Raw genomic sequence first — 17,928 nt, forward strand, 5'->3', positions numbered from 1 at the left:
CTACACATCCTTATGTTCTTTTTGGTGTGAATTCATGAGGTGTATAAGAATGTTTTTCACTCGTTCGATTCCTTTTCCATCAATGAGTGAACGTCCATTAAGATGAATGCTTCTGCGGAGAAAATAGCTGTCAGACAGTTTTTGAACAGCTTGCAACAGGTCTTTTTCTTCCACAAGGTCACCTAATCCAAGGTGAAAACAAGCGCCCTTTTGCGCAAACATGCTCGCTGTCTCTGCTTGGTGGTCTACTTGCGATAGGACAATGCTGGGCACCCCGATACAAATTACCTCATATAACGTCATACCGCCTGCTACGATAGCCACATCAGCTTCTGATAAAAGAACCGGTAGTTGATCTGTATGTTGAATGAATTGGATATGTTCCGCCTCTACTTGCTCTTTGATGTGAGAGGCTTTTCCTGCGACCGCTAAAATGTCTAGGTGATTTGTTTGAAGAAGCGCCGATACAGCCTTTGATAACAGGCCGCACGGATCACTGCCGCCAAGGCTGATGACCACCTTTTTACATTCTTTCCGAACCTCATATGTGTCTTTGAATCGATTAATCTCGTAATCTAACAATAAATAGGGCGTTCCATGATAATAAGCCGTGCCATTAACCTGCTCGTGCTTCCCGTCCAGACCGCCATAAATGCCGTTTATGACCGTGTCTGCAAGCTGACAGGCTTCCTCTCTTTTTTCCTCAAATAAGACCAGCCTCGCACTATCGCAGGAGTCTTTAATCATTTGAAGAAACTGAAGATCACAATCAAGGACATCTATAACTAAAAGGTCAGGTTTTAGCTTTTTGATGTCTTGTTGGACCTGGAGAAGCGCATTCGACTCATGCACCATCTGAACGTGCCACTCTGGGTGCGAAAGCATTTCTACACAAATCTGATCATTTGTATAGAAATATAAGTCGTTCCCTTCCTGAAGCAGTTCTTTTGCCAAACGTTTCATTCTGACGACATGACCCATTCCTCTTAAAAAACCCCCATAAACAACAATCATGATTTTTTTGTTCATTCAGCATCCTTCTGTCTCACAGATTGATTCAAACGAACAATGTCTGGATGTTGTTCACAGATGGAAATGAGCTCAGCTGTCGGCACAGCAATAGAACCACCAGCTTTCTCTAATAAACAGGTAGCAAACACATAATCTTCTTCTGTATCAATCGTGAATCGATAAGCAGGATATGCAAGTTCTTTGGGCGGTGTGAATAATTGAAGGTGAAATTGCTCGGGATGCTTTCTGATATACAGCGTGACATGCTCACGTTCTGAATAAGTGAGGGGGATTTTGTCGATTTCACATAAAATAGATGCCTCAATCATTTCCCCGGAAATACCGAGTGGTGTTCCGTTCGTATATGTGTAATCAGCCTTTTCCTGTCTATGTTTTTCAAGCATTTTCGACAAAAGCGAAGGATCTATAAATGGATTGTCTCCCGTTAAACGTACAACCGTTTTAGGTTCAAATTGGCGGACAATCTGCGCAAACCGCTCAAGCACATCTGCCTCACTGCCTCGAAACACCTTATAGCCCTTTGACATACAGTATTGAGCCAAATAGTCATCCTCTGGCTCGACCGTTGTGGCAATCATAAGGTTTTGCATTTTGTGATAGTAATCATCTGATTGCTTCACCCGCTCCACAATCAAATCAATCAGCGCCATGCCGCCGATCGGTTTCATCACTTTTTTGGGCAGTCTTGTTGACCCCATCCTAGCCTGAATGACAAAAAGTACATCATGCATCATCTCGAGACTCCTGCATGAGTACGTCTTTCCACGAAACACCTGTATGAGCTGGGATGTCTCTCACAGCCTTTGTGCCAAGTAAAATCGGCATATATCGCGGATGCAACCCCTGATTTTTTTGTCCAGGGCGCAGCACAGCTACATTTTCTGACGTGAGGGTCTCTCCCTTTGCAATGCCTTTGGTCGTAAAAATTCCTCGATACGCAAATTCTCGAATCTGCCCTTCAATGGCTGTTGTCGTTTTATAAGAACTGCCAAGAAGCTCCTCTGGTAATGAATGAACGTCTATTTCCGCTTGATTCCGCTGCTTTTCTGCTGCTCGAATGTGCTGAACCATTTCCTTTAATTCTTCAGGACTAAGAGCAAATGAATGATCCGCTCCGGGTAATGTTTTATCTATTGTAAAATGTTTTTCAATCATTGCTGCCCCGAGCTTCACAGCGGCTACTGGCGCTTCCGTCGGGTGTTCACTATGATCTGAAAAGCCAATGACTGCTTCAGGGAAAGCGGACCTTAAGGTTTGAATTACCCGCAGGTTCGTATATGCTCTAGGTGCTGGATACTTTGCCACACAATGCATGATGGCGACTTGCTTATTTTGCTGGCTCGTAATCGTTTCGTATGCTTCATGAACATCAGCAATGGTGGCCCCAGCTGTTGAAAAAATGATCGGCTTGTGAAAAGAAGCCGTATGACGCAAAAGAGGCAAATGGTTGATTTCATAGGATGCCAGTTTAAAAGCAGGCGGATTCGTTTGATTCAATAAATCAGCCGATTCTTCATCACACACGGTGCTTAAAAACATCAGTCCTTTTTCCTTACAACGTCTCAATAAGACAGGCAGCCATTCTGGCGGCAGCTCCATTTGTTCCACTAAAGAAAAAATAGACACTTCTTCTCCTTTGGCCGTTTCGTATAACCCCGGTTCCTTTTGATACATCCGATCCGCTTGAAACATTTGAAACTTCACCGCATCAGCCCCTGCTTCTTTTGCCACATCAATTAAAGCAAGTGCCTGATCCAGCTTTCCATCATGGTTAATGCCTGCCTCTGCAATGATAAAGACAGGCGCATCATCTCCCACTTTGCGATCTCCGATATAGAAATGCGCCATCTTACCTCTCTCCTTTTTTCGGCCACACATGGTAATACAAAAAGGCATTTGTTGTCCTAAACCCCATCTTTTCGTACAGCTGGATGGCTGTCGTATTATGAAGCTGTGTCCCCGCAGAAATGAAGTGATGCCCTCTGTGATGAGACACTTTCATCATCTCAATAAACAGCTTTTTTCCGATCCCTTTTCCTTGAACATCCGGTCTAATCGCAAAAAGCTCAAGCCCCATCTCATGCCCCTTTGTCATACCTTGAATCAAGCCAACCACTTCATCATTCACCTTGGCAACGAGGTTGATATCTGCGCGTCCGAGTAAGTTGTTTCTCATCCACTCCTGATAAAAATGCTGAACAACCCGCTGGTCTAAATATGGATCAAGGGCATAACGGCTTTTCACAAAAGCCTGATCACCTAGTAAGACCGCCTCATCGTAATCCTTTTCATCTGGCACACCCACCACCACATCTTGATCTGATGATGGCATCTCCATGAGGGCAGGCGGTGCCTCAAGCCTAGTGAGACCACCGACATAATACACATGGGATAGTTTTTGAACAATGCGGTTTTTTTCAAGATCAGCCGCCTCAAGACGTAAAAAGAAAAAATCACATTTTTCTGTTCTCATCCAATTGATGAATCTCTCCATCAATTCTTTAAAGAGCAACGCTGATTCAGCTTCCACAAACTTCACATGAAAAATATGCTTGTCAAAAATGCCGCTCTCCCATTTGGACCATTCGTATAGCAGCACTGCTTTGAGCTTAGCACCGCTGACAAGAGCAAACTGCTTGAATCCTGCCATGCGTTCCGCTTCATGCCCATATGTTTTCAGCCAAGCTGCCAGCACCTGATCATCTATTGCATGAACGACTTTCATGAAGAGGCCTTCTTGTCATTTAAAATTGACACGACTGCGGTGATGACATCCTGCACATCTTCATCTGTCATACTTGGATAGAGCGGGAGCGAAAGCGTTCGTTTGTAATAAGTGAGTGCCTCAGGGAAATCCTCTGGTGAATGGTTGTAGGTCTCTTGATAATATGGATGCAAGTGAACGGGAATAAAATGAACACTCGTGCCGATTTTATATTCCTTTTGCAGCTGATCAATCATGTCATCGCGTGTGATCATTGCTTCTTTTGGATCAACTTGCAGCACATATAAATGCCACGCATGTCTTCCCTCATCATGTACAGGCGGCAAGATGAGACCAGCTTCATGTTGAAATGCCTGATTGTATGTCTTCGCAATCTGTTCTCTACGTGTCTGCATCTCCTTCAACCGGCTTAGCTGAACGAGCCCTAACGATGCTTGCACGTCAAACATGTTCATTTTATAGCCCGGTTCCTCGACCTCGTAATACCATGTTCCCTTTTCTCCATAACGATTCCACGCTCCCTTACTCATCCCGTGAAGCGCCAGCCTTCTGATTCTAGCCGCAAGTGCATCATCATTTGTCGTCAGCATGCCGCCTTCACCAGTCGCTATGTTTTTCGTTGCATAGAAGCTAAAAGCGGTCGCATCACCAATTGATCCAATCGGTTGATCATGATAGGTCGTATAGAGGGCATGAGCGGCATCCTCCAACACGAACAAATCATATTTTTTGGCAATCGCTAAAATTTGGTCCATATCACACGATTGACCAGCAAAATGTACAGGGACAACCGCTTTCGTATGTGGTGTAATGGCCGCTTCTAATTTTTTCGCATCTAGATTGAGTGTCGCCGGATCAATATCCACGAAAATAGGGGCTGCCCCCGTATGGATGATCGTATTGGCTGTTGCGCAGAACGTCAGAGGCGTTGTGATGACCTCATCACCAGCTCCAATGCCTCTCGCCTTTAACGCTAAAAATAGAGCAGCTGTACATGAATTGACTGCTATTGCGTGCTTCGCTCCAGTCAGCTGCCTAAACTCTTCTTCAAACTGTCTAACTTTTGGTCCGGTGGACAACCAGCCGGACTTTAATGTTCCAATGACTTCATCAATTTCTTCCTGTTCAATAAAAGGCAGTGCATAAGGAAGAAATTGTGCTCTCTTTTGTCCCATATCGCTTGCACACCCCTATCTTCATCTCTGAAAATCCACGCCTGTTTTTGTTTTGAGCAGAGAAAGCAGAACATCGGTCGATTGTGCATGCGGATAATGCTCTTGAATGAAACGAGCTCCTTGCTGTTTCGCCAGCTTCATTTCTTGTTCATCCGATAAAATACGGATCGCTTTCTCGGCCAACTCAATAGGGTTTTCCATGTGGCAGCTGCCAAGCGACTCGTAATAAGGGTATCTTCTGCCTTCTGTCATTTTTCCAATCAGTACACTCTTTTTAAAGAGCATTGCTTCCAGACCAACTGTTGATGTGAGCGTAATGACCATATCCATATACGGCAGGAGGTCATACAAGTCGATCTCTTTTTTAATTAATCTCACATGGTTCCCCGCACGTTCAATCGCTGTGTAGTCATTTAATCGATTTCGAGCGATTTCCCACGGATGCGGCTTCATAATCAGCTGAATGTCTTTCCGTTTTGCAATCGTTTTAAGAACATCACCGTAAAAGGCTTCTGAAAACGGCTGTGTTGCCACGAGCACAGTCTTTTTGGCAGGATTGAAGTTCAATTTACGAAAGACCATTTCCTGTTGAAGCGGTGTTCGCTCCTGCACCAAATCAAATCTCGGATGACCTGTGATCTCCACCTGCTCAGGCTGACAGCCTTTGTCTACATACCAGTCCTTTTCATATTTTCCAAACACTCCGTGGCAGGTGGTGAAAATCGGCAAAAAGGCTTCGTCTCCCATGAGCGCACCGTGCTGAAGACAAATACTTGTGAGATGGCGCTTCACGGTTTGCAAGGCGAGCACACGGCTGTAGGCATCCTCCGTCGTACCAACCACGACAGCTGTGATCGGCTGCATCTCAAATAGCGTTTCTAGTTGGTCAATCACATCAATAAATTGCACAATGTCCTTCCGAAGCTTTTCTCTAAAAAAGACATTGCCAAAGACAGGATGCTGGGCGTAAGGTTTCAATAGAACATTTGCTTTTTCAATATATTCAGCATGGGCTTCTTTATTAACCTCTCCGGCTAATTCCGGCTTGCTGATTACTGGTAATCCGAAATAATCAGCCTTCTTCCAGCGTGCGAGCACCACTGTTTGGTTCGGATGGAACCGCATGTAATTTTGTTCAGTAAAACGCAGGTGTTCAAAGTGAAGCAGCACCTTTCCATGACTCGGACGATAAGGGATACGCTTGATCTGCTGTTTATGCTGATCAAAAAAGGGCTGAATGTCTTGCGGCTTTGGGCAAGTCGTTGTCAGCTCTTCACCAAACGCCTCATCTTCCATACGTTCCCTCACTTCAGGGCTGATGTATTGATAAAAATTACTGATTAATCCAAGGGGGATGTGGCGATAGGTTAAGTCTTTCATCAGATTCACATACTCAAAGTACACCTGCCAATAATGATGAATATAATGCGACACTTAAGGTCACCTCCCATGTCTTTGTTTTAATATATGACGGAGCTCCCTACAGGTAGACTGCGGAGGAAGTGCTTGAATAAAATCGCTTTTCTCATCTTCTGCCAACTGATAATGAATAGACTGTTCTGTGATGTAGTTTGTATCCAATACCTCATCAAAAGGGTAGAACGGATAAAAGTGATTTAATCTAAAAAAGAACCGCGCATCCCCTATTCGATAAAAATGCGGACTCTCGTCCCAGTAGGATCCAAACTCAGCTCGAATCTTTGTTAAAATGGATGCACGATGTACAACTGAACAGTGATCAATAGCACAAGGTGCATTCCACTGCACCGTTTGCGCAGGTCGAATCGTTTCCTTTACTGGCTCTTTTTCGCTATTTAAATAGATAACTTTTGAACTAGAATAGACAATATGTTCATTTGGACGAGCATCTAAATAATTCGTGAGCTTCTCTAAACGGTCTGGTGCATAGACATTGTCATCTGTGGCATAGGAAATATACTCGCCCTTTGCCTGTTCTAATGCTTGATTAATGAGGACGGCATAGCGTGTTTTCGCCGTTCTTTCCTCCAGCGTTTTCACCCCGCTTTGGATAAAATGGATGCGTGGATCTTTACGGAAAGGCTCAATAGCAGCAAGGGTTTGTTCGTTTGATCCATCATCCATGATAAAAAGTTCAAAGTCTGACAAGGTCTGCTGCAGCACCGCTTCAATTGATCTGCCAACGTAGGCCGCTTTGTTGTAGCTCGTCATAATGACCGTTACTTTCGTCAATGTTTTCACCTCGGTCTCTTTTAAACTATGGTTATCATATGTGTCTCCTCTTAAAGAGACTGTAGAGTGACCTATTTTTTATAAAATTGGATTTTTTTCATGATCTATCTTTGAAAAACGTAAAAATTTTGGTAATATAAGTAATCATTTATGTGTATTAAAGGAGTAAAGAACATTGGAGTATATGAAGAGTGATCTCTCACAAGAAGAGGAAGCAAAAGGTTTTTTTCGATTCTTTAAAATTTTTGTCGCGACAAAAACGATTATTCGCTCATATGAACATACCTCTATTCCCATGTGGCTGATGATACTCCTTGCAAGTATCGCTGGTACTAGCTGGATGTACGAAGGGTATTTTAGTGAGTATATGGGCAATCATATTCCATATCCTTTTATTCTGTTACACGGAGCAGGTTTTGGTATTTTAGTAGGCAATTTTCTTCTATTTTTCGGTTCATTCATTTTACAGTGGTTAGGGCGACTGTTTTTTGGCAGTAAAGCGCCGTATCGAGATGTGCTCAAAGCTTGCACACTGACGGTCATTTTTCCTTCCACCTTATTTGCTCTTACTTGGATTTTTACTGTGGGGTTGCTTGGTCCGTATACATTTGTGAAAATCTCACCCTATTTAGACCAGCACTATGAAGTATGGTATTATCTCAGTGTTTTACCACTGGTTGATGCGTATACCAAGACATGGATATTTGGGATGGCTGTTTTAGGCCTTGTCGCTGTGATGAAGCTGAGAATATGGCAGGCCTTTATCATTGCCATCACACCGATCGCCTTATTTTTTCTCATCATGACCCTTCTCTATGACGTCCAGCGGGCTATGAATTGGTTGATGTAAACAGGCATTCCTTAGATTGTTGGAAACCTTTGCAGTCTAGGCAGTACGAATATGGGGTTTGTCTTCTTTTCAGCGTGATAGAAAACCTTTGCAGTCTAGGAAGGACGAGCATCGGCGCGGAGCGAATTTGACATTCGTGAGCACCGAAGCGCAGGACTGACACCGAATGCGAGGGTTTGTCTACACGCTGAGGAACTGCACAAAGCAGTTCCTTTTTTTCGTTCAATGTACATATTCTCTCTTCCTGTCTCATAGTGTGAAAGAGAAAAAGAATGCTATGGAAACAACAGGCGCTTTTCTGCCTTCTGTTTAGAACACCATGAGGAAAGAGGAGGAACGTTATGAAATTGAAAAATCAATTTGGGCAAGGTTCGGGTTTCGAAGGTCAAGATTTTCGCCAGCAACAATATGGAGCAAATCCGTATCCTGCGCAGCAGATGGGTTATTCAGTCCCTCCCCAAACGCAGGGTCAAATGCAAGGTCAAATGCAGCAGGGGTATTCGCCAATGCCGTCTACTGGTACTTCACAAGGAGGCCAAGGTGGGCAAAGTGGCGGGCAGCCCTATCAAATTCCTTCGGGACCGATTTATCAGCAGAACGTCACCGGTCAGCTGCCGCTTGAGCAGTCCTATATTGAAAATATTTTACGATTAAACCGCGGCAAAGTAGCCACAATCTATATGACGTTTGAGGCAAGTAAAGAATGGAACTCTAAGATTTTTAGAGGGGTCATTGAGGCCGCAGGACGTGATCACATTATCATTAGTGATAACAAAACTGGGACACGATACTTATTGTTAACAATCTACCTTGATTACATTACGTTTGATGGGGAAATTCAATATGACTATCCATACTCGATGTCTACGTATTCTCCGAGATAACCTCAAGGTCCTATCAGTAGCAAGGTGCAGACGCCCTTGCTTTTTTCTTTTGTCTAGGTTTTTGACACACCTTCGGGGGAAGGCTCATAAGATGCCTAGTAGTTTTTATTAAACGCCTAGAGGTGACATCAATGACTGTTGAGCTGGATTATACATCGCCGAATGTCAAATATTCATTTGATCTGAACCAAAGCCCCCTTGTGAAATATGATCAACACAACCTGATTAATGTTTTAGGAAAAAAACAATTAAATTCGCTCGATCAAGTATCTCTGCTGGATATATATTTGAGTAAAAGCAAAGTAGTAGAGCCTCATTATCATCAAAATGCTGCCGAGCTTGTTTATTGTATCGCCGGCTCTGCTGCTGTATCCATGTTGAACCCTTTTACAAAAAAGCTGTCCACCTACACCATTACCCCTGGGCAGGTAGCCAATGTGCCACAAGGCTGGTGGCATTATGAAGTCGCCTTGCAGGACAAAACCCATTTGTTAGCCATTTTTAACGCATCGACGCCAGAAGTCATCTTAGGTTCAGACCTTCTAACCCTCACGCCTTCACACATCATGGCACATACTTATTGCATGAACGAAACGCAGTGGAAGCAGGCGACGCAGCCTGTGAAACCTGGTGTGTTTATCGGACCTTTCTGCCACCGGGAGGAAGAGACACAAACGCACCCTGTCCCCCCTTCCCACTATGTACCTTATTATCAAGCACCTCCGAACTATTCTCCTTATTGGAGTTAAGAAAAAAACCGATGCCCCTATGAGAGCATCGGTTTTTTATCTTATAAATTTTTTGCTGCTGCAATCACTAGCATGATCCAAGAAGCGATAAACGCCACTCCGCCAATTGGTGTAATGGCACCTAGAATCTTCACCTGAGTCAAGGCAAGCACATAAAGGCTTCCTGAGAAGAAAAGAATGCCTGCCAGCATCACCCAGCCAGCGGTCGGCACTAGAGAAACACCTGACAGCTTATCTGCCAGAAAGGCGACAATAAATAGGCCAATGGCATGGAACATCTGATATTGAACCCCTTTATTCCATATCTCAATATACTTTTCAGGAATTTTCCCTTCCAGTCCATGTGCACCGAAGGCTCCAAGACCAACCGCAAGCATGGCGTTAATGGCACCTAATATGAAAAATAGTTTCATTCGTCATTCTCCTTATCTCATCAATTATGTTTATCATAGCGCGGGTCTTATCCAACATTCAACTTTCCTATGATGCTGACACGAGATTGTCGGATTTCTTCTTCTTTCGCAGTAGCACTTGATCGACCACAATCGCAATCAGTGTGCCAAGCACAAGACCATTGCTCAATAAAGAAATCAACACAGGATGCATGCCTTTCAATGCCCCCTGCGGCACAAACATTGCGCCCACGCCTGCTAAAACAGCGATGCCAAGCACAAATCGAATGCGCGGGATGTCTTCTTTTTCATACTGATCGAATTCAGACATAGCAATCCCAATCATAGAAGAGAACACCACAAAGTTCACAGCCAGCCCCACAGGAGAAGGCAATGCAGAGAAAAAGCTCATCAATAATGGAAATAAACTAATGAGGACAATGAGCAGACTGCCAATAAAAAATGGCTTTCTCGATGGAATTTTGGTTGTTTGTATAAAGCCCGCTGCCCCCGAAATAGGGACAGGCGCAATCGCACCAATCAGTCCGCTTAGCAAATGACCAAATGCGGCGACAAAACCAGCCGGTCTGGCTCGTTTCCGCTCACGCAGTTCACCAAATGCCTTGACGGAACTTTCCACAATTCGAATACTTGCCAGCATATTCACAATGAGTAAGATCGTAATAAAAAAGGACGTGACAAGCAGTCCGCTGTCAAAGACCGGCATGCCAAACGGAAACAGTTTTGGAAACTCAATGATCTGCTCAGGAATGCGAACTGGCTTCGCTAGTCCGAGTAAAGCAAATAACAGCCAGCCGCCTGCAAGTGCGAATAACACAGAAAACTGTCTTAAATAATGCCATTTTGAGCGGCTGATCATGAAGGTGATGACAATAATCAAGATTGATAGACAAAAGACAAGCCCATCTACCTGATTTCCCCGATAGCCGATCCCCATCAGCCCTTTCATGATTGGCTGACTTAACTGCACAACAAGTAGCAGCAAATAAATACCTGTGACAACCGGCGTAAATAAAGACGCGAGCCAATTAATGATTTTAAAAAGACTAAAAATAAAAAAGAACGCAGCACTAAAAATTAAAGCCCCTTGTAATGCTTGCAAGGTTTCAGGATATGTAGCAAAAATCGTCCCTGTCATGCCTGCATAAAGGGTATATACCCCCCACCACAGCCCTGCTGGACTTTCATTGATCGGCAGCATATGACCGCATAAACACTGCACCATCGCCACAAGTCCAAGTGAAAAGAATGTACTCTGAATCAGTTCCGCCGACTGCACTTGATTTAATTCAAATGCTTGTGCAATCGCAATCGGCACAGCAATAGAAGCTGCGATAAAAAATGCCATCCACTGAATGGCGCCCAAAAATAGTTTCAACCCGATCACCTTCCCTTTGTCGTGACAAGACCATTAAAAATCAAAAATAGAGTCACCGTTGCCATCTTTCTCTTGTTGACCCTCTTCTTTATGCTGAAATTTCTTTGCACCGCTAGTGCCCATCAATTTCTCTAGCATGGCTTGATCCGTAGACACAGCCGGTGCAGATGGTGTCTGTATAGATGGAGGCGGTGAAATGACCGAAGACTGCGGCATTTGCACCTGTGATGATGTGTCGAGAATGACATCACATAGTGAAGAGATGACCGCCGCTTGACGTTTCACCTCTTCATCATTTCCACTTTGTTTTGCTTTTTGAATGGCTTCCTCCATTTTTTGAAGCAGACTTGATATATGAATATTCAAGGGTAGACCCTCCAATCTAAAAAATTCGTTTTCCAACATTATTTTACCAAATGAACAAACTGAATGGGTTCCTTTTTTCAAAGCTGTGTGCTTCTGTTCCTCTTATTTGACCCTTACCCAAGATTCACACATAATAAAAAAGAAACAATATCGTCTTTGAAAGGACTGAAAGATGAGCAAACTCACTGAACTCATTCACAAACAAAAAAACGTGCAAACACCAGCGGTTCAAGATAGAATCCGCCTTCTTAACGATTTGAAAAAAGCCATTAAACATCATGAAAAGGACATATTACAAGCCTTGGCCCATGATTTACATAAATCCGAGCAGGAAGCCTATACAACAGAAATTGGCATGGTATATGAAGAGATCAATCATACCGTCAAACATCTTCACAAATGGGCCAAACCATCTCGCGCGAAAACACCTCTGACCCATATCGGATCGAAAAGTATGATCATTAAGGAACCGTACGGAAGTGTTCTGATTATTGCCCCTTGGAACTATCCTTTCCAATTGGCCCTTTCGCCATTAGTTGGAGCCATTTCTGCCGGAAATGCCGTTACTTTAAAACCGTCAGAATTAACGCCGCACGTCTCAAACGTGATTGGCACGATTGTGGAAAGCGTGTTTCAAGAAGATCTTGCAGCGGTCGTTGAAGGCGGTGTGGATGTCAGCACAGAGCTTCTGAGACTGCCTTTTGATTATATTTTCTTTACTGGAAGTGTAGCCGTCGGCAAAGTCGTCATGGAAGCGGCCGCAAAGCATCTCACACCTGTCACACTTGAGCTCGGCGGAAAAAGTCCATGCATTGTCATGCCTGATGCAGACATCAAACTCGCTGCGAAGCGAATCACCTTTGGTAAATTCACGAATGCTGGTCAAACATGCATTGCACCAGACTATTTACTTGTTCATGAATCGATCAAAGAGAACCTATTGCGTGAAATGACGACCTGTATCCGTGACTTTTACGGGAACCAGCCTGAAACAAATCCGCATTTCGGAAAAAATGTCAGCCAGCGTCATTTTGATCGACTTTCACAATTTCTCTCAAATGGAACGATTGTGACAGGTGGACAGCGTAATGAACAAGAGCTCAAAATCGCACCGACCATTCTAGATCACATTACATGGGAAGATCCTGTGATGCAGGAGGAAATTTTCGGACCTATTTTGCCTGTCATCACATTTGACTCTCTTCAAGAGGCAGCTGACATGATTAAGGCAAGACCGAAGCCGCTCGCTCTTTACTTATTTACAACCAATAAAGAAACAGAAGACTATATTCTAGACAACCTCTCATTTGGCGGAGGCTGCATCAACGATACGCTGATGCATGTCGCCACTCCATATTTACCATTTGGAGGCGTTGGTGAAAGCGGTATCGGACGATATCATGGAAAAGAAAGCTTTTTCACCTTTACACATGAAAAAAGTGTCCTGCGCCAGACCAATCGCTTTGATTTTTCTTTCCGATATCCAAATGCGAAAAACGGACTCGACATTGTCCGCAAATTTTTAAAATAAACAGGACGAAGGGATTTTCCCTCGTCCTATTTTGATTCGATGTCCTTGATACACCAGTTGATTTCATCGTTCCCCATTTGCTTTAAATAGGCGTTTACTTTTGAGAACGGACGGCTGCCAAAAAAGCCGTTTCTTGCAGAAAAAGGACTTGGATGAGGTGACTCAATGATGTAATGCTTGCTTTGATCAATTCGTTCTTTTTTATTTTGCGCAAGTCTGCCCCAAAGCACAAAAACGACTGGCTGATCTCGGTCATTCAGGACGTCGATGACGCGGTCTGTCACACGTTCCCAGCCTTTGCCTTTATGCGAGTTCGCTTCTCCTTTTCTTACAGTGAGCACGGTGTTTAACAGCAAGACACCCTGCTCTGCCCAGCTGACAAGCGAGCCATGGTTAGGTACCGGACAGCCCAGGTCATCCTTTAGCTCCTGAAAAATATTTCTCAAAGATGGCGGATGTTTGACACCAGGCTGAACAGAAAAGCTTAATCCGTGTGCCTGTCCTGGACCATGATAAGGGTCTTGTCCCAAAATCACGACCTTCACATCTTCATACGACGTCAAATGGAGGGCACGATAAATGTCATCTGGCTTTGGAAACACGATCTGCGTACGATATTCTTCCTTTACCCACTCACGTAATTCCTGATAATATGACTGTTCAAATTCACTTTTCATCACAGCCCACCAGCTATCATTTAAAAATGGCTTCATTGCGGTTGTCCTCCTTCTGTTTGCTGTGCCAATCTTGAGATCATCGGTTTTCCATCCCATACAATCTCACTCTCTGATTCTCGTTTTTTCATCGCTGGTTCTTCTAATAGGACAGCAAAGTTCGCTGTCGGCAAATCACCCAACCCATGCTTTTCACTCAGATCATCTAAATAGTTCTTCCTTGTTTCACCAAGATCACTCGACTGATTGCCCCCACCATCAAAGAACGCATAGATCACACTGGCAGTCGGCACTCGTTTGGCTCGTGCATGCTGCGTAACACGCAGGAAAAAGTCCCAGTCCCAGTAGTGATGCATCGCTGGATCAAAATAGCCGATCTCATCGTGTATGCGGCGTTTGTACATACTACCAGAAGGAACATATGTAGAAAAAACACGCATGTCCTCAATGTCCGCTGTATAAGCAAACAAACGTCTTGATACTGGAAAACGAGTCGCACCTCGTTCTTCAAACGAAACAATTTCCGCATCCGAAAAGACAAAATCAGCGTCTTCTAGCGCCTTGCTCATACGTTCAATATGACAAGGTGTAAAATAATCATCGTCATCACTCAGCATAATGACGTCACCTGTCAGCTCCCGCACCCCAACATTTCTTGCGTTCACATGCTGGACATTCTCATCTAAATGAATCAAGCGGATTGGCAACTCTGGATAGAGTTCCTGAATCACGTCCACTCGCTCTCCTGCATCATTTACGACCACAATTTCAAAAGGCTGTACGCTTTGTCTCGAGATGGATTCAAGCAGTTCACACAATGCGCTCAGCCGGTTATGTGTCACAATTAATAAAGAAATCTTCATATCGGCCTAACTCCTTTAATAGATTCGTCTTTTTCATTAAAACATAAATCGGCTTTCTTCTCATGATATAAAAGACGGTTTGATTGATCGAGAAAATGGGAATTTTTGATGAAAAGGAGTGATGATGATGGAATTTTTCACAGTTGAGAATAGTAAAGAAGCCAAACAGACGATCGAACAGATACAGTCAGCAAAGGACGATGTGTTTGTTTTTGCGTATGACCCCGAACGCTCTGATACCGTTACTGAGTATACGGAAGCAAAGAGCATGACAGCTGTCGATCAAGGGATTTTAGATCAGATCGCCAATGTCATTCGCACCAGGGATGATGAACTGATGGCCAAAATGATGTCGACCGGCGCCGATCAAGAATTAGCCTTAACGCTTTTAGAGGAGCTGAAAAAAGGGAAATTGGTGATTTGTAAAAGATAAAGAATGAGGCGTTCCATGAAGAGTGGAACGCTTTTTTATGCCGTTTCATTGTGATAAATGGAAAAGCTGATTATAATAAGGGATAGAACAGTAACTGTTACACATCACATTGGAGGTTCAGCAACTATGTCTATGAATAAAGCACTCACCATCGCAGGTTCGGATTCAAGCGGCGGTGCAGGTATCCAAGCAGATTTAAAAACGTTTCAAGAAAAAAATGTCTACGGGATGACAGCTTTAACCGTTGTCGTTGCAATGGATCCTCATAACAACTGGGATCATCAAGTGTTTCCAATCGATACATCAACAATCCGCGCGCAGCTCTCGACGATCGTGGAAGGCATCGGTGTAGATGCGTTAAAAACAGGTATGCTGCCAACAGTTGACGTCATTGAACTCGCAGCTGAAACGATCAAAACATATGAGCTGAAAAATGTCGTCATTGATCCTGTTATGGTATGTAAAGGTGCGAACGAAGTCCTTTACCCAGAGCACGCTGAAGCATTGCGCGAAAAGCTCACACCACTGGCAACAGTTATCACACCTAACCTTTTCGAAGCAGGTCAATTAAGCGGCATTGGCGAGATCAAAACGATGGAACAAATGGAAGAAGCCGCAAAACGTATCCATGAACTTGGTGCAAAATATGTGGTCATCACTGGCGGCGGCAAGCTAAGCCCAGATAAAGCGATTGACTTGCTTTATGATGGACAAACCTTCGAACGCCTTGAAACAGATAAGATCGACACAGAATACACACACGGCGCAGGCTGCACATTCTCAGCCGCAGTCACAGCTGAACTAGCCAACGGCTCAGACGTGAAAGAAGCCATTTATGCAGCAAAAGAATTCATCACAGCTGCCATTAAAGGCTCTTTCCAACTAAACGAATACATCGGACCAACGAAACATTCCGCATATCGTTTGGACAAATAAAACAATAAAAACCGATCCGCCGCTTGGGTGAATCGGTTTTTTGTTTATCGTAAGCTGAGTCTCTGTGCGAATAACCAATCTGTTAAGCCTGGCGTCTCATAAGCAGGCGTCCATGATGCATGATCATACCCATACTTGCTTGCATACTCGGTATAAATCGGTCTTCCACCAGCTTTTTGAATAGCTTGAATTGTATTTCTCGCATAACTGATAGGAATAATGGAATCATCCTCTGCATGAAATGCCCATATTGGCTTGTTCGCTAAAATTCCTGCCTTACTTGGATCTGCACCCCCCGCAATAGGAATCATCGCTGCAAACAAACGAGGATATGTGATGTTCAACTGATACGAGCCAAATCCGCCTTGAGATAAACCAGTCGCATAAATCCTTTTCTGATCAATCTTATAAGAAGTTAACACATGCTGAAGCACTTCATACGCTTTGTGTAAATCTGGTGAAAATTGAAACACATTTGTCAGGTCGATTTCATTTTGCGCGTTTCTTGTTAAAGCAAAACCCCCATCCACAGCATTTCGAGCCTGAGGTGCTAGTACGTATGCAGGATGTTTCTTTTGAACTTCAGGAGAAGCCCATAAAACTGCACCATCATTTGCAAGTAACTGCTTTTGATTATCAGTCCCCCGCTCCCCTCCTCCATGTAAGAACAGGACGAGAGGATAAGCTTTACCCCTCTTATGATTTTTCGGAATGTATAACCGATAAGGCATTCCTTGATATTCAAAAGATAAAAAAGATGAGGCAATGTCCTCTCGTGTGACAAAACGATAATTGTACGTAGACGTAGCAAGGCGATGTCTATTTTTGTAAACGCTTACTTTTAAAGTCGTATCGGTATCAATTTGAATAGGCTTTGTATATCGCTGACTTTGAGTTGTCGGCTGGCTGCCATCTGTTGTGTAATAAAGAGAAGCTTTTGGCACCTGAGAATGGAGTGCCACCTCTTGTGAGCGATAATATTGACCAGATGGTACGGAGGCAGTAGGTGTAAAAAATGATGTGTGTTGCGTTCGGGCAGATGAAACGGAAGGATGAAGAAAACTCATAGAAAATAGCACAATGATAAAGGTGATCAGACATTTCTTGGTTGCATGGTTCATATCGTTCCTCCTGTATATGCTCAGATGAATTTTTATTTATTTTGTATCATGACAAAAGAAATGTCAACGCTTTCATTTAATTTTTCTGAATGATCTGACTAAAATAAAAAAAGCATACCCGCACCCAGGTACACTCTTTCACCATACTTTTTTACCTACTTTTGCTGATCAGATTCTTTCGCCATTTTTCGAATAAAGGCTTCAATGGATTCAACAAATAAGGCATATTCTTTCATTTGTTTATACGTATCTGACAGCTTCTCTTTTAATTCTTCCTGCTCTAGAGAAGGTTCACCGAGAATAGATTGGACTTGAATCAGCAATTCTTTATATTCTTCACGTTTATCTTCAACATGATCTGCCATTGTCTCCAAGCGTTTTCTAGTCGTCGGCTGCTGTTTTGAATTCAAGTAAACAACCCCTTTTTGTCCTACCGCATTTGGATAAACGTCAGCCTCAGCTGTATATATTTTAAAATGATACCACAATTGAACCTGTTATCATATATGTAAAACGTCATCAAACCGCTTTAGGCCAACCTTGTATATACATGATATAGGCTTTAAGATACAGGCTGATCTCACTAG

General features: G+C 43.4%; 20 protein-coding genes. 6 read left to right on the forward strand and 14 right to left on the reverse strand.

Annotated features, from left to right (window positions below):
- From MKY11_RS18205 to MKY11_RS18235, 7 genes are read right to left on the reverse strand one after another with little or no spacing between them, the layout of a single operon-like run.
- A complete protein-coding gene (locus tag MKY11_RS18205; RefSeq protein WP_342501662.1) occupies positions 1–1,029 on the reverse strand; it encodes a glycosyltransferase in 1,029 nt (342 codons plus the stop codon).
- Positions 1,026–1,766, reverse strand: coding sequence for a glycosyltransferase family protein (locus MKY11_RS18210; RefSeq protein WP_058337061.1), 741 nt, complete (start codon positions 1,764–1,766; stop codon positions 1,026–1,028). Before MKY11_RS18210 ends, MKY11_RS18205 begins: the two co-directional genes overlap by 4 nt.
- The gene (locus MKY11_RS18215) at positions 1,756–2,880 is read right to left on the reverse strand and encodes an N-acetylneuraminate synthase family protein (protein WP_041507943.1); all 1,125 of its coding nucleotides are present in this window, start codon (positions 2,878–2,880) and stop codon (positions 1,756–1,758) included. The genes MKY11_RS18210 and MKY11_RS18215 overlap by 11 nt, the downstream gene beginning before the upstream one ends.
- Position 2,881: 1 nt before the next feature.
- On the reverse strand, positions 2,882–3,757 hold the full coding sequence (locus MKY11_RS18220) for a GNAT family N-acetyltransferase (protein WP_342501663.1): 876 nt from the start codon (positions 3,755–3,757) through the stop codon (positions 2,882–2,884).
- Positions 3,754–4,932, reverse strand: coding sequence for a DegT/DnrJ/EryC1/StrS family aminotransferase (locus MKY11_RS18225; RefSeq protein ID WP_116306429.1), 1,179 nt, complete (start codon positions 4,930–4,932; stop codon positions 3,754–3,756). Before MKY11_RS18225 ends, MKY11_RS18220 begins: the two co-directional genes overlap by 4 nt.
- Before the next feature lie 21 nt (positions 4,933–4,953).
- The gene (locus MKY11_RS18230) at positions 4,954–6,366 is read right to left on the reverse strand and encodes a CDP-glycerol glycerophosphotransferase family protein (RefSeq protein WP_342501664.1); all 1,413 of its coding nucleotides are present in this window, start codon (positions 6,364–6,366) and stop codon (positions 4,954–4,956) included.
- A gap of 6 nt (positions 6,367–6,372) precedes the next feature.
- Complete coding sequence (locus tag MKY11_RS18235) at positions 6,373–7,143, reverse strand: glycosyltransferase family 2 protein (protein WP_041508123.1); 771 nt, start codon at positions 7,141–7,143, stop codon at positions 6,373–6,375.
- A 175-nt stretch (positions 7,144–7,318) separates the two neighbouring features.
- Here MKY11_RS18235 and MKY11_RS18240 point away from each other — a divergent pair, with 175 nt between their 5' ends.
- The 3 genes from MKY11_RS18240 to MKY11_RS18250 all read left to right on the forward strand — a co-directional run bounded on the left by MKY11_RS18240 (position 7,319) and on the right by MKY11_RS18250 (position 9,626).
- Positions 7,319–7,993, forward strand: coding sequence for a YIP1 family protein (locus tag MKY11_RS18240; protein ID WP_073413058.1), 675 nt, complete (start codon positions 7,319–7,321; stop codon positions 7,991–7,993).
- Positions 7,994–8,334: 341 nt separating this feature from the next.
- Positions 8,335–8,877, forward strand: coding sequence for a spore coat protein GerQ (gene gerQ, locus MKY11_RS18245; RefSeq protein WP_007497781.1), 543 nt, complete (start codon positions 8,335–8,337; stop codon positions 8,875–8,877).
- A 131-nt stretch (positions 8,878–9,008) separates the two neighbouring features.
- A complete protein-coding gene (locus tag MKY11_RS18250; RefSeq protein WP_019743221.1) occupies positions 9,009–9,626 on the forward strand; it encodes a cupin domain-containing protein in 618 nt (205 codons plus the stop codon).
- Positions 9,627–9,667: 41 nt separating this feature from the next.
- Here MKY11_RS18250 and MKY11_RS18255 read toward each other — a convergent pair whose 3' ends face one another.
- The 3 genes from MKY11_RS18255 to MKY11_RS18265 all read right to left on the reverse strand — a co-directional run bounded on the left by MKY11_RS18255 (position 9,668) and on the right by MKY11_RS18265 (position 11,783).
- Positions 9,668–10,039 carry a DUF423 domain-containing protein gene (locus tag MKY11_RS18255; protein WP_003215282.1) on the reverse strand — a complete coding sequence of 124 codons (372 nt, stop codon included), beginning with the start codon at positions 10,037–10,039 and terminating at the stop codon, positions 9,668–9,670.
- Between the two features lie 67 nt (positions 10,040–10,106).
- The gene (locus MKY11_RS18260; protein WP_041507947.1) at positions 10,107–11,417 is read right to left on the reverse strand and encodes a purine/pyrimidine permease; all 1,311 of its coding nucleotides are present in this window, start codon (positions 11,415–11,417) and stop codon (positions 10,107–10,109) included.
- 33 nt (positions 11,418–11,450) lie between these two features.
- The gene (locus MKY11_RS18265; protein WP_008343634.1) at positions 11,451–11,783 is read right to left on the reverse strand and encodes a YwdI family protein; all 333 of its coding nucleotides are present in this window, start codon (positions 11,781–11,783) and stop codon (positions 11,451–11,453) included.
- 172 nt (positions 11,784–11,955) lie between these two features.
- Here MKY11_RS18265 and MKY11_RS18270 point away from each other — a divergent pair, with 172 nt between their 5' ends.
- Positions 11,956–13,314 (forward strand): aldehyde dehydrogenase, encoded by a 1,359-nt coding sequence (locus MKY11_RS18270; protein ID WP_342501665.1) that lies wholly within the window; start codon positions 11,956–11,958, stop codon positions 13,312–13,314.
- A gap of 26 nt (positions 13,315–13,340) precedes the next feature.
- Here the strand turns inward: MKY11_RS18270 and MKY11_RS18275 are convergent, their stop codons facing one another.
- Together MKY11_RS18275 and MKY11_RS18280 are read right to left on the reverse strand one after the other, a co-directional pair.
- A complete protein-coding gene (locus MKY11_RS18275) occupies positions 13,341–14,027 on the reverse strand; it encodes a uracil-DNA glycosylase (RefSeq protein WP_342501666.1) in 687 nt (228 codons plus the stop codon).
- Positions 14,024–14,851 carry a glycosyltransferase family 2 protein gene (locus MKY11_RS18280; protein ID WP_024719483.1) on the reverse strand — a complete coding sequence of 276 codons (828 nt, stop codon included), beginning with the start codon at positions 14,849–14,851 and terminating at the stop codon, positions 14,024–14,026. Before MKY11_RS18280 ends, MKY11_RS18275 begins: the two co-directional genes overlap by 4 nt.
- A gap of 127 nt (positions 14,852–14,978) precedes the next feature.
- Between MKY11_RS18280 and MKY11_RS18285 the strand changes: the two genes are divergently transcribed.
- Both MKY11_RS18285 and MKY11_RS18290 read left to right on the forward strand, forming a co-directional pair.
- Positions 14,979–15,284, forward strand: coding sequence for a general stress protein (locus MKY11_RS18285; RefSeq protein WP_008343646.1), 306 nt, complete (start codon positions 14,979–14,981; stop codon positions 15,282–15,284).
- 126 nt (positions 15,285–15,410) lie between these two features.
- Positions 15,411–16,220, forward strand: a complete 810-nt coding sequence (locus tag MKY11_RS18290) for a bifunctional hydroxymethylpyrimidine kinase/phosphomethylpyrimidine kinase (RefSeq protein ID WP_268363143.1) — start codon at positions 15,411–15,413, stop codon at positions 16,218–16,220.
- A gap of 44 nt (positions 16,221–16,264) precedes the next feature.
- Here the strand turns inward: MKY11_RS18290 and MKY11_RS18295 are convergent, their stop codons facing one another.
- Together MKY11_RS18295 and MKY11_RS18300 are read right to left on the reverse strand one after the other, a co-directional pair.
- Positions 16,265–17,341: a chitobiase/beta-hexosaminidase C-terminal domain-containing protein gene (locus MKY11_RS18295; protein WP_073413070.1), complete on the reverse strand. Its 1,077-nt coding sequence runs from the start codon at positions 17,339–17,341 to the stop codon at positions 16,265–16,267.
- Between the two features lie 155 nt (positions 17,342–17,496).
- The gene (locus MKY11_RS18300; RefSeq protein WP_008359596.1) at positions 17,497–17,751 is read right to left on the reverse strand and encodes a hypothetical protein; all 255 of its coding nucleotides are present in this window, start codon (positions 17,749–17,751) and stop codon (positions 17,497–17,499) included.
- Positions 17,752–17,928 lie beyond the last annotated feature (177 nt).

It is taken from the genome of Bacillus sp. FSL W7-1085 (assembly GCF_038595035.1).
GTDB lineage: Bacteria > Bacillota > Bacilli > Bacillales > Bacillaceae > Bacillus > Bacillus altitudinis.

What these genes read in the sequence shown, in the direction of transcription:
- MKY11_RS18205 (WP_342501662.1), bottom strand. Translation starts at nt 1,029, where the DNA reads ATGAACAAAAAAATCATGATTGTTGTTTATGGGGGTTTTTTAAGAGGA.
- MKY11_RS18210 (WP_058337061.1), bottom strand. Translation starts at nt 1,766, where the DNA reads ATGATGCATGATGTACTTTTTGTCATTCAGGCTAGGATGGGGTCAACA.
- MKY11_RS18215 (WP_041507943.1), bottom strand. Translation starts at nt 2,880, where the DNA reads ATGGCGCATTTCTATATCGGAGATCGCAAAGTGGGAGATGATGCGCCT.
- MKY11_RS18220 (WP_342501663.1), bottom strand. Translation starts at nt 3,757, where the DNA reads ATGAAAGTCGTTCATGCAATAGATGATCAGGTGCTGGCAGCTTGGCTG.
- MKY11_RS18225 (WP_116306429.1), bottom strand. Translation starts at nt 4,932, where the DNA reads ATGGGACAAAAGAGAGCACAATTTCTTCCTTATGCACTGCCTTTTATT.
- gerQ (WP_007497781.1), top strand. Translation starts at nt 8,335, where the DNA reads ATGAAATTGAAAAATCAATTTGGGCAAGGTTCGGGTTTCGAAGGTCAA.
- MKY11_RS18250 (WP_019743221.1), top strand. Translation starts at nt 9,009, where the DNA reads ATGACTGTTGAGCTGGATTATACATCGCCGAATGTCAAATATTCATTT.
- MKY11_RS18255 (WP_003215282.1), bottom strand. Translation starts at nt 10,039, where the DNA reads ATGAAACTATTTTTCATATTAGGTGCCATTAACGCCATGCTTGCGGTT.
- MKY11_RS18270 (WP_342501665.1), top strand. Translation starts at nt 11,956, where the DNA reads ATGAGCAAACTCACTGAACTCATTCACAAACAAAAAAACGTGCAAACA.
- MKY11_RS18275 (WP_342501666.1), bottom strand. Translation starts at nt 14,027, where the DNA reads ATGAAGCCATTTTTAAATGATAGCTGGTGGGCTGTGATGAAAAGTGAA.
- MKY11_RS18280 (WP_024719483.1), bottom strand. Translation starts at nt 14,851, where the DNA reads ATGAAGATTTCTTTATTAATTGTGACACATAACCGGCTGAGCGCATTG.
- MKY11_RS18285 (WP_008343646.1), top strand. Translation starts at nt 14,979, where the DNA reads ATGGAATTTTTCACAGTTGAGAATAGTAAAGAAGCCAAACAGACGATC.
- MKY11_RS18290 (WP_268363143.1), top strand. Translation starts at nt 15,411, where the DNA reads ATGTCTATGAATAAAGCACTCACCATCGCAGGTTCGGATTCAAGCGGC.
- MKY11_RS18295 (WP_073413070.1), bottom strand. Translation starts at nt 17,341, where the DNA reads ATGAACCATGCAACCAAGAAATGTCTGATCACCTTTATCATTGTGCTA.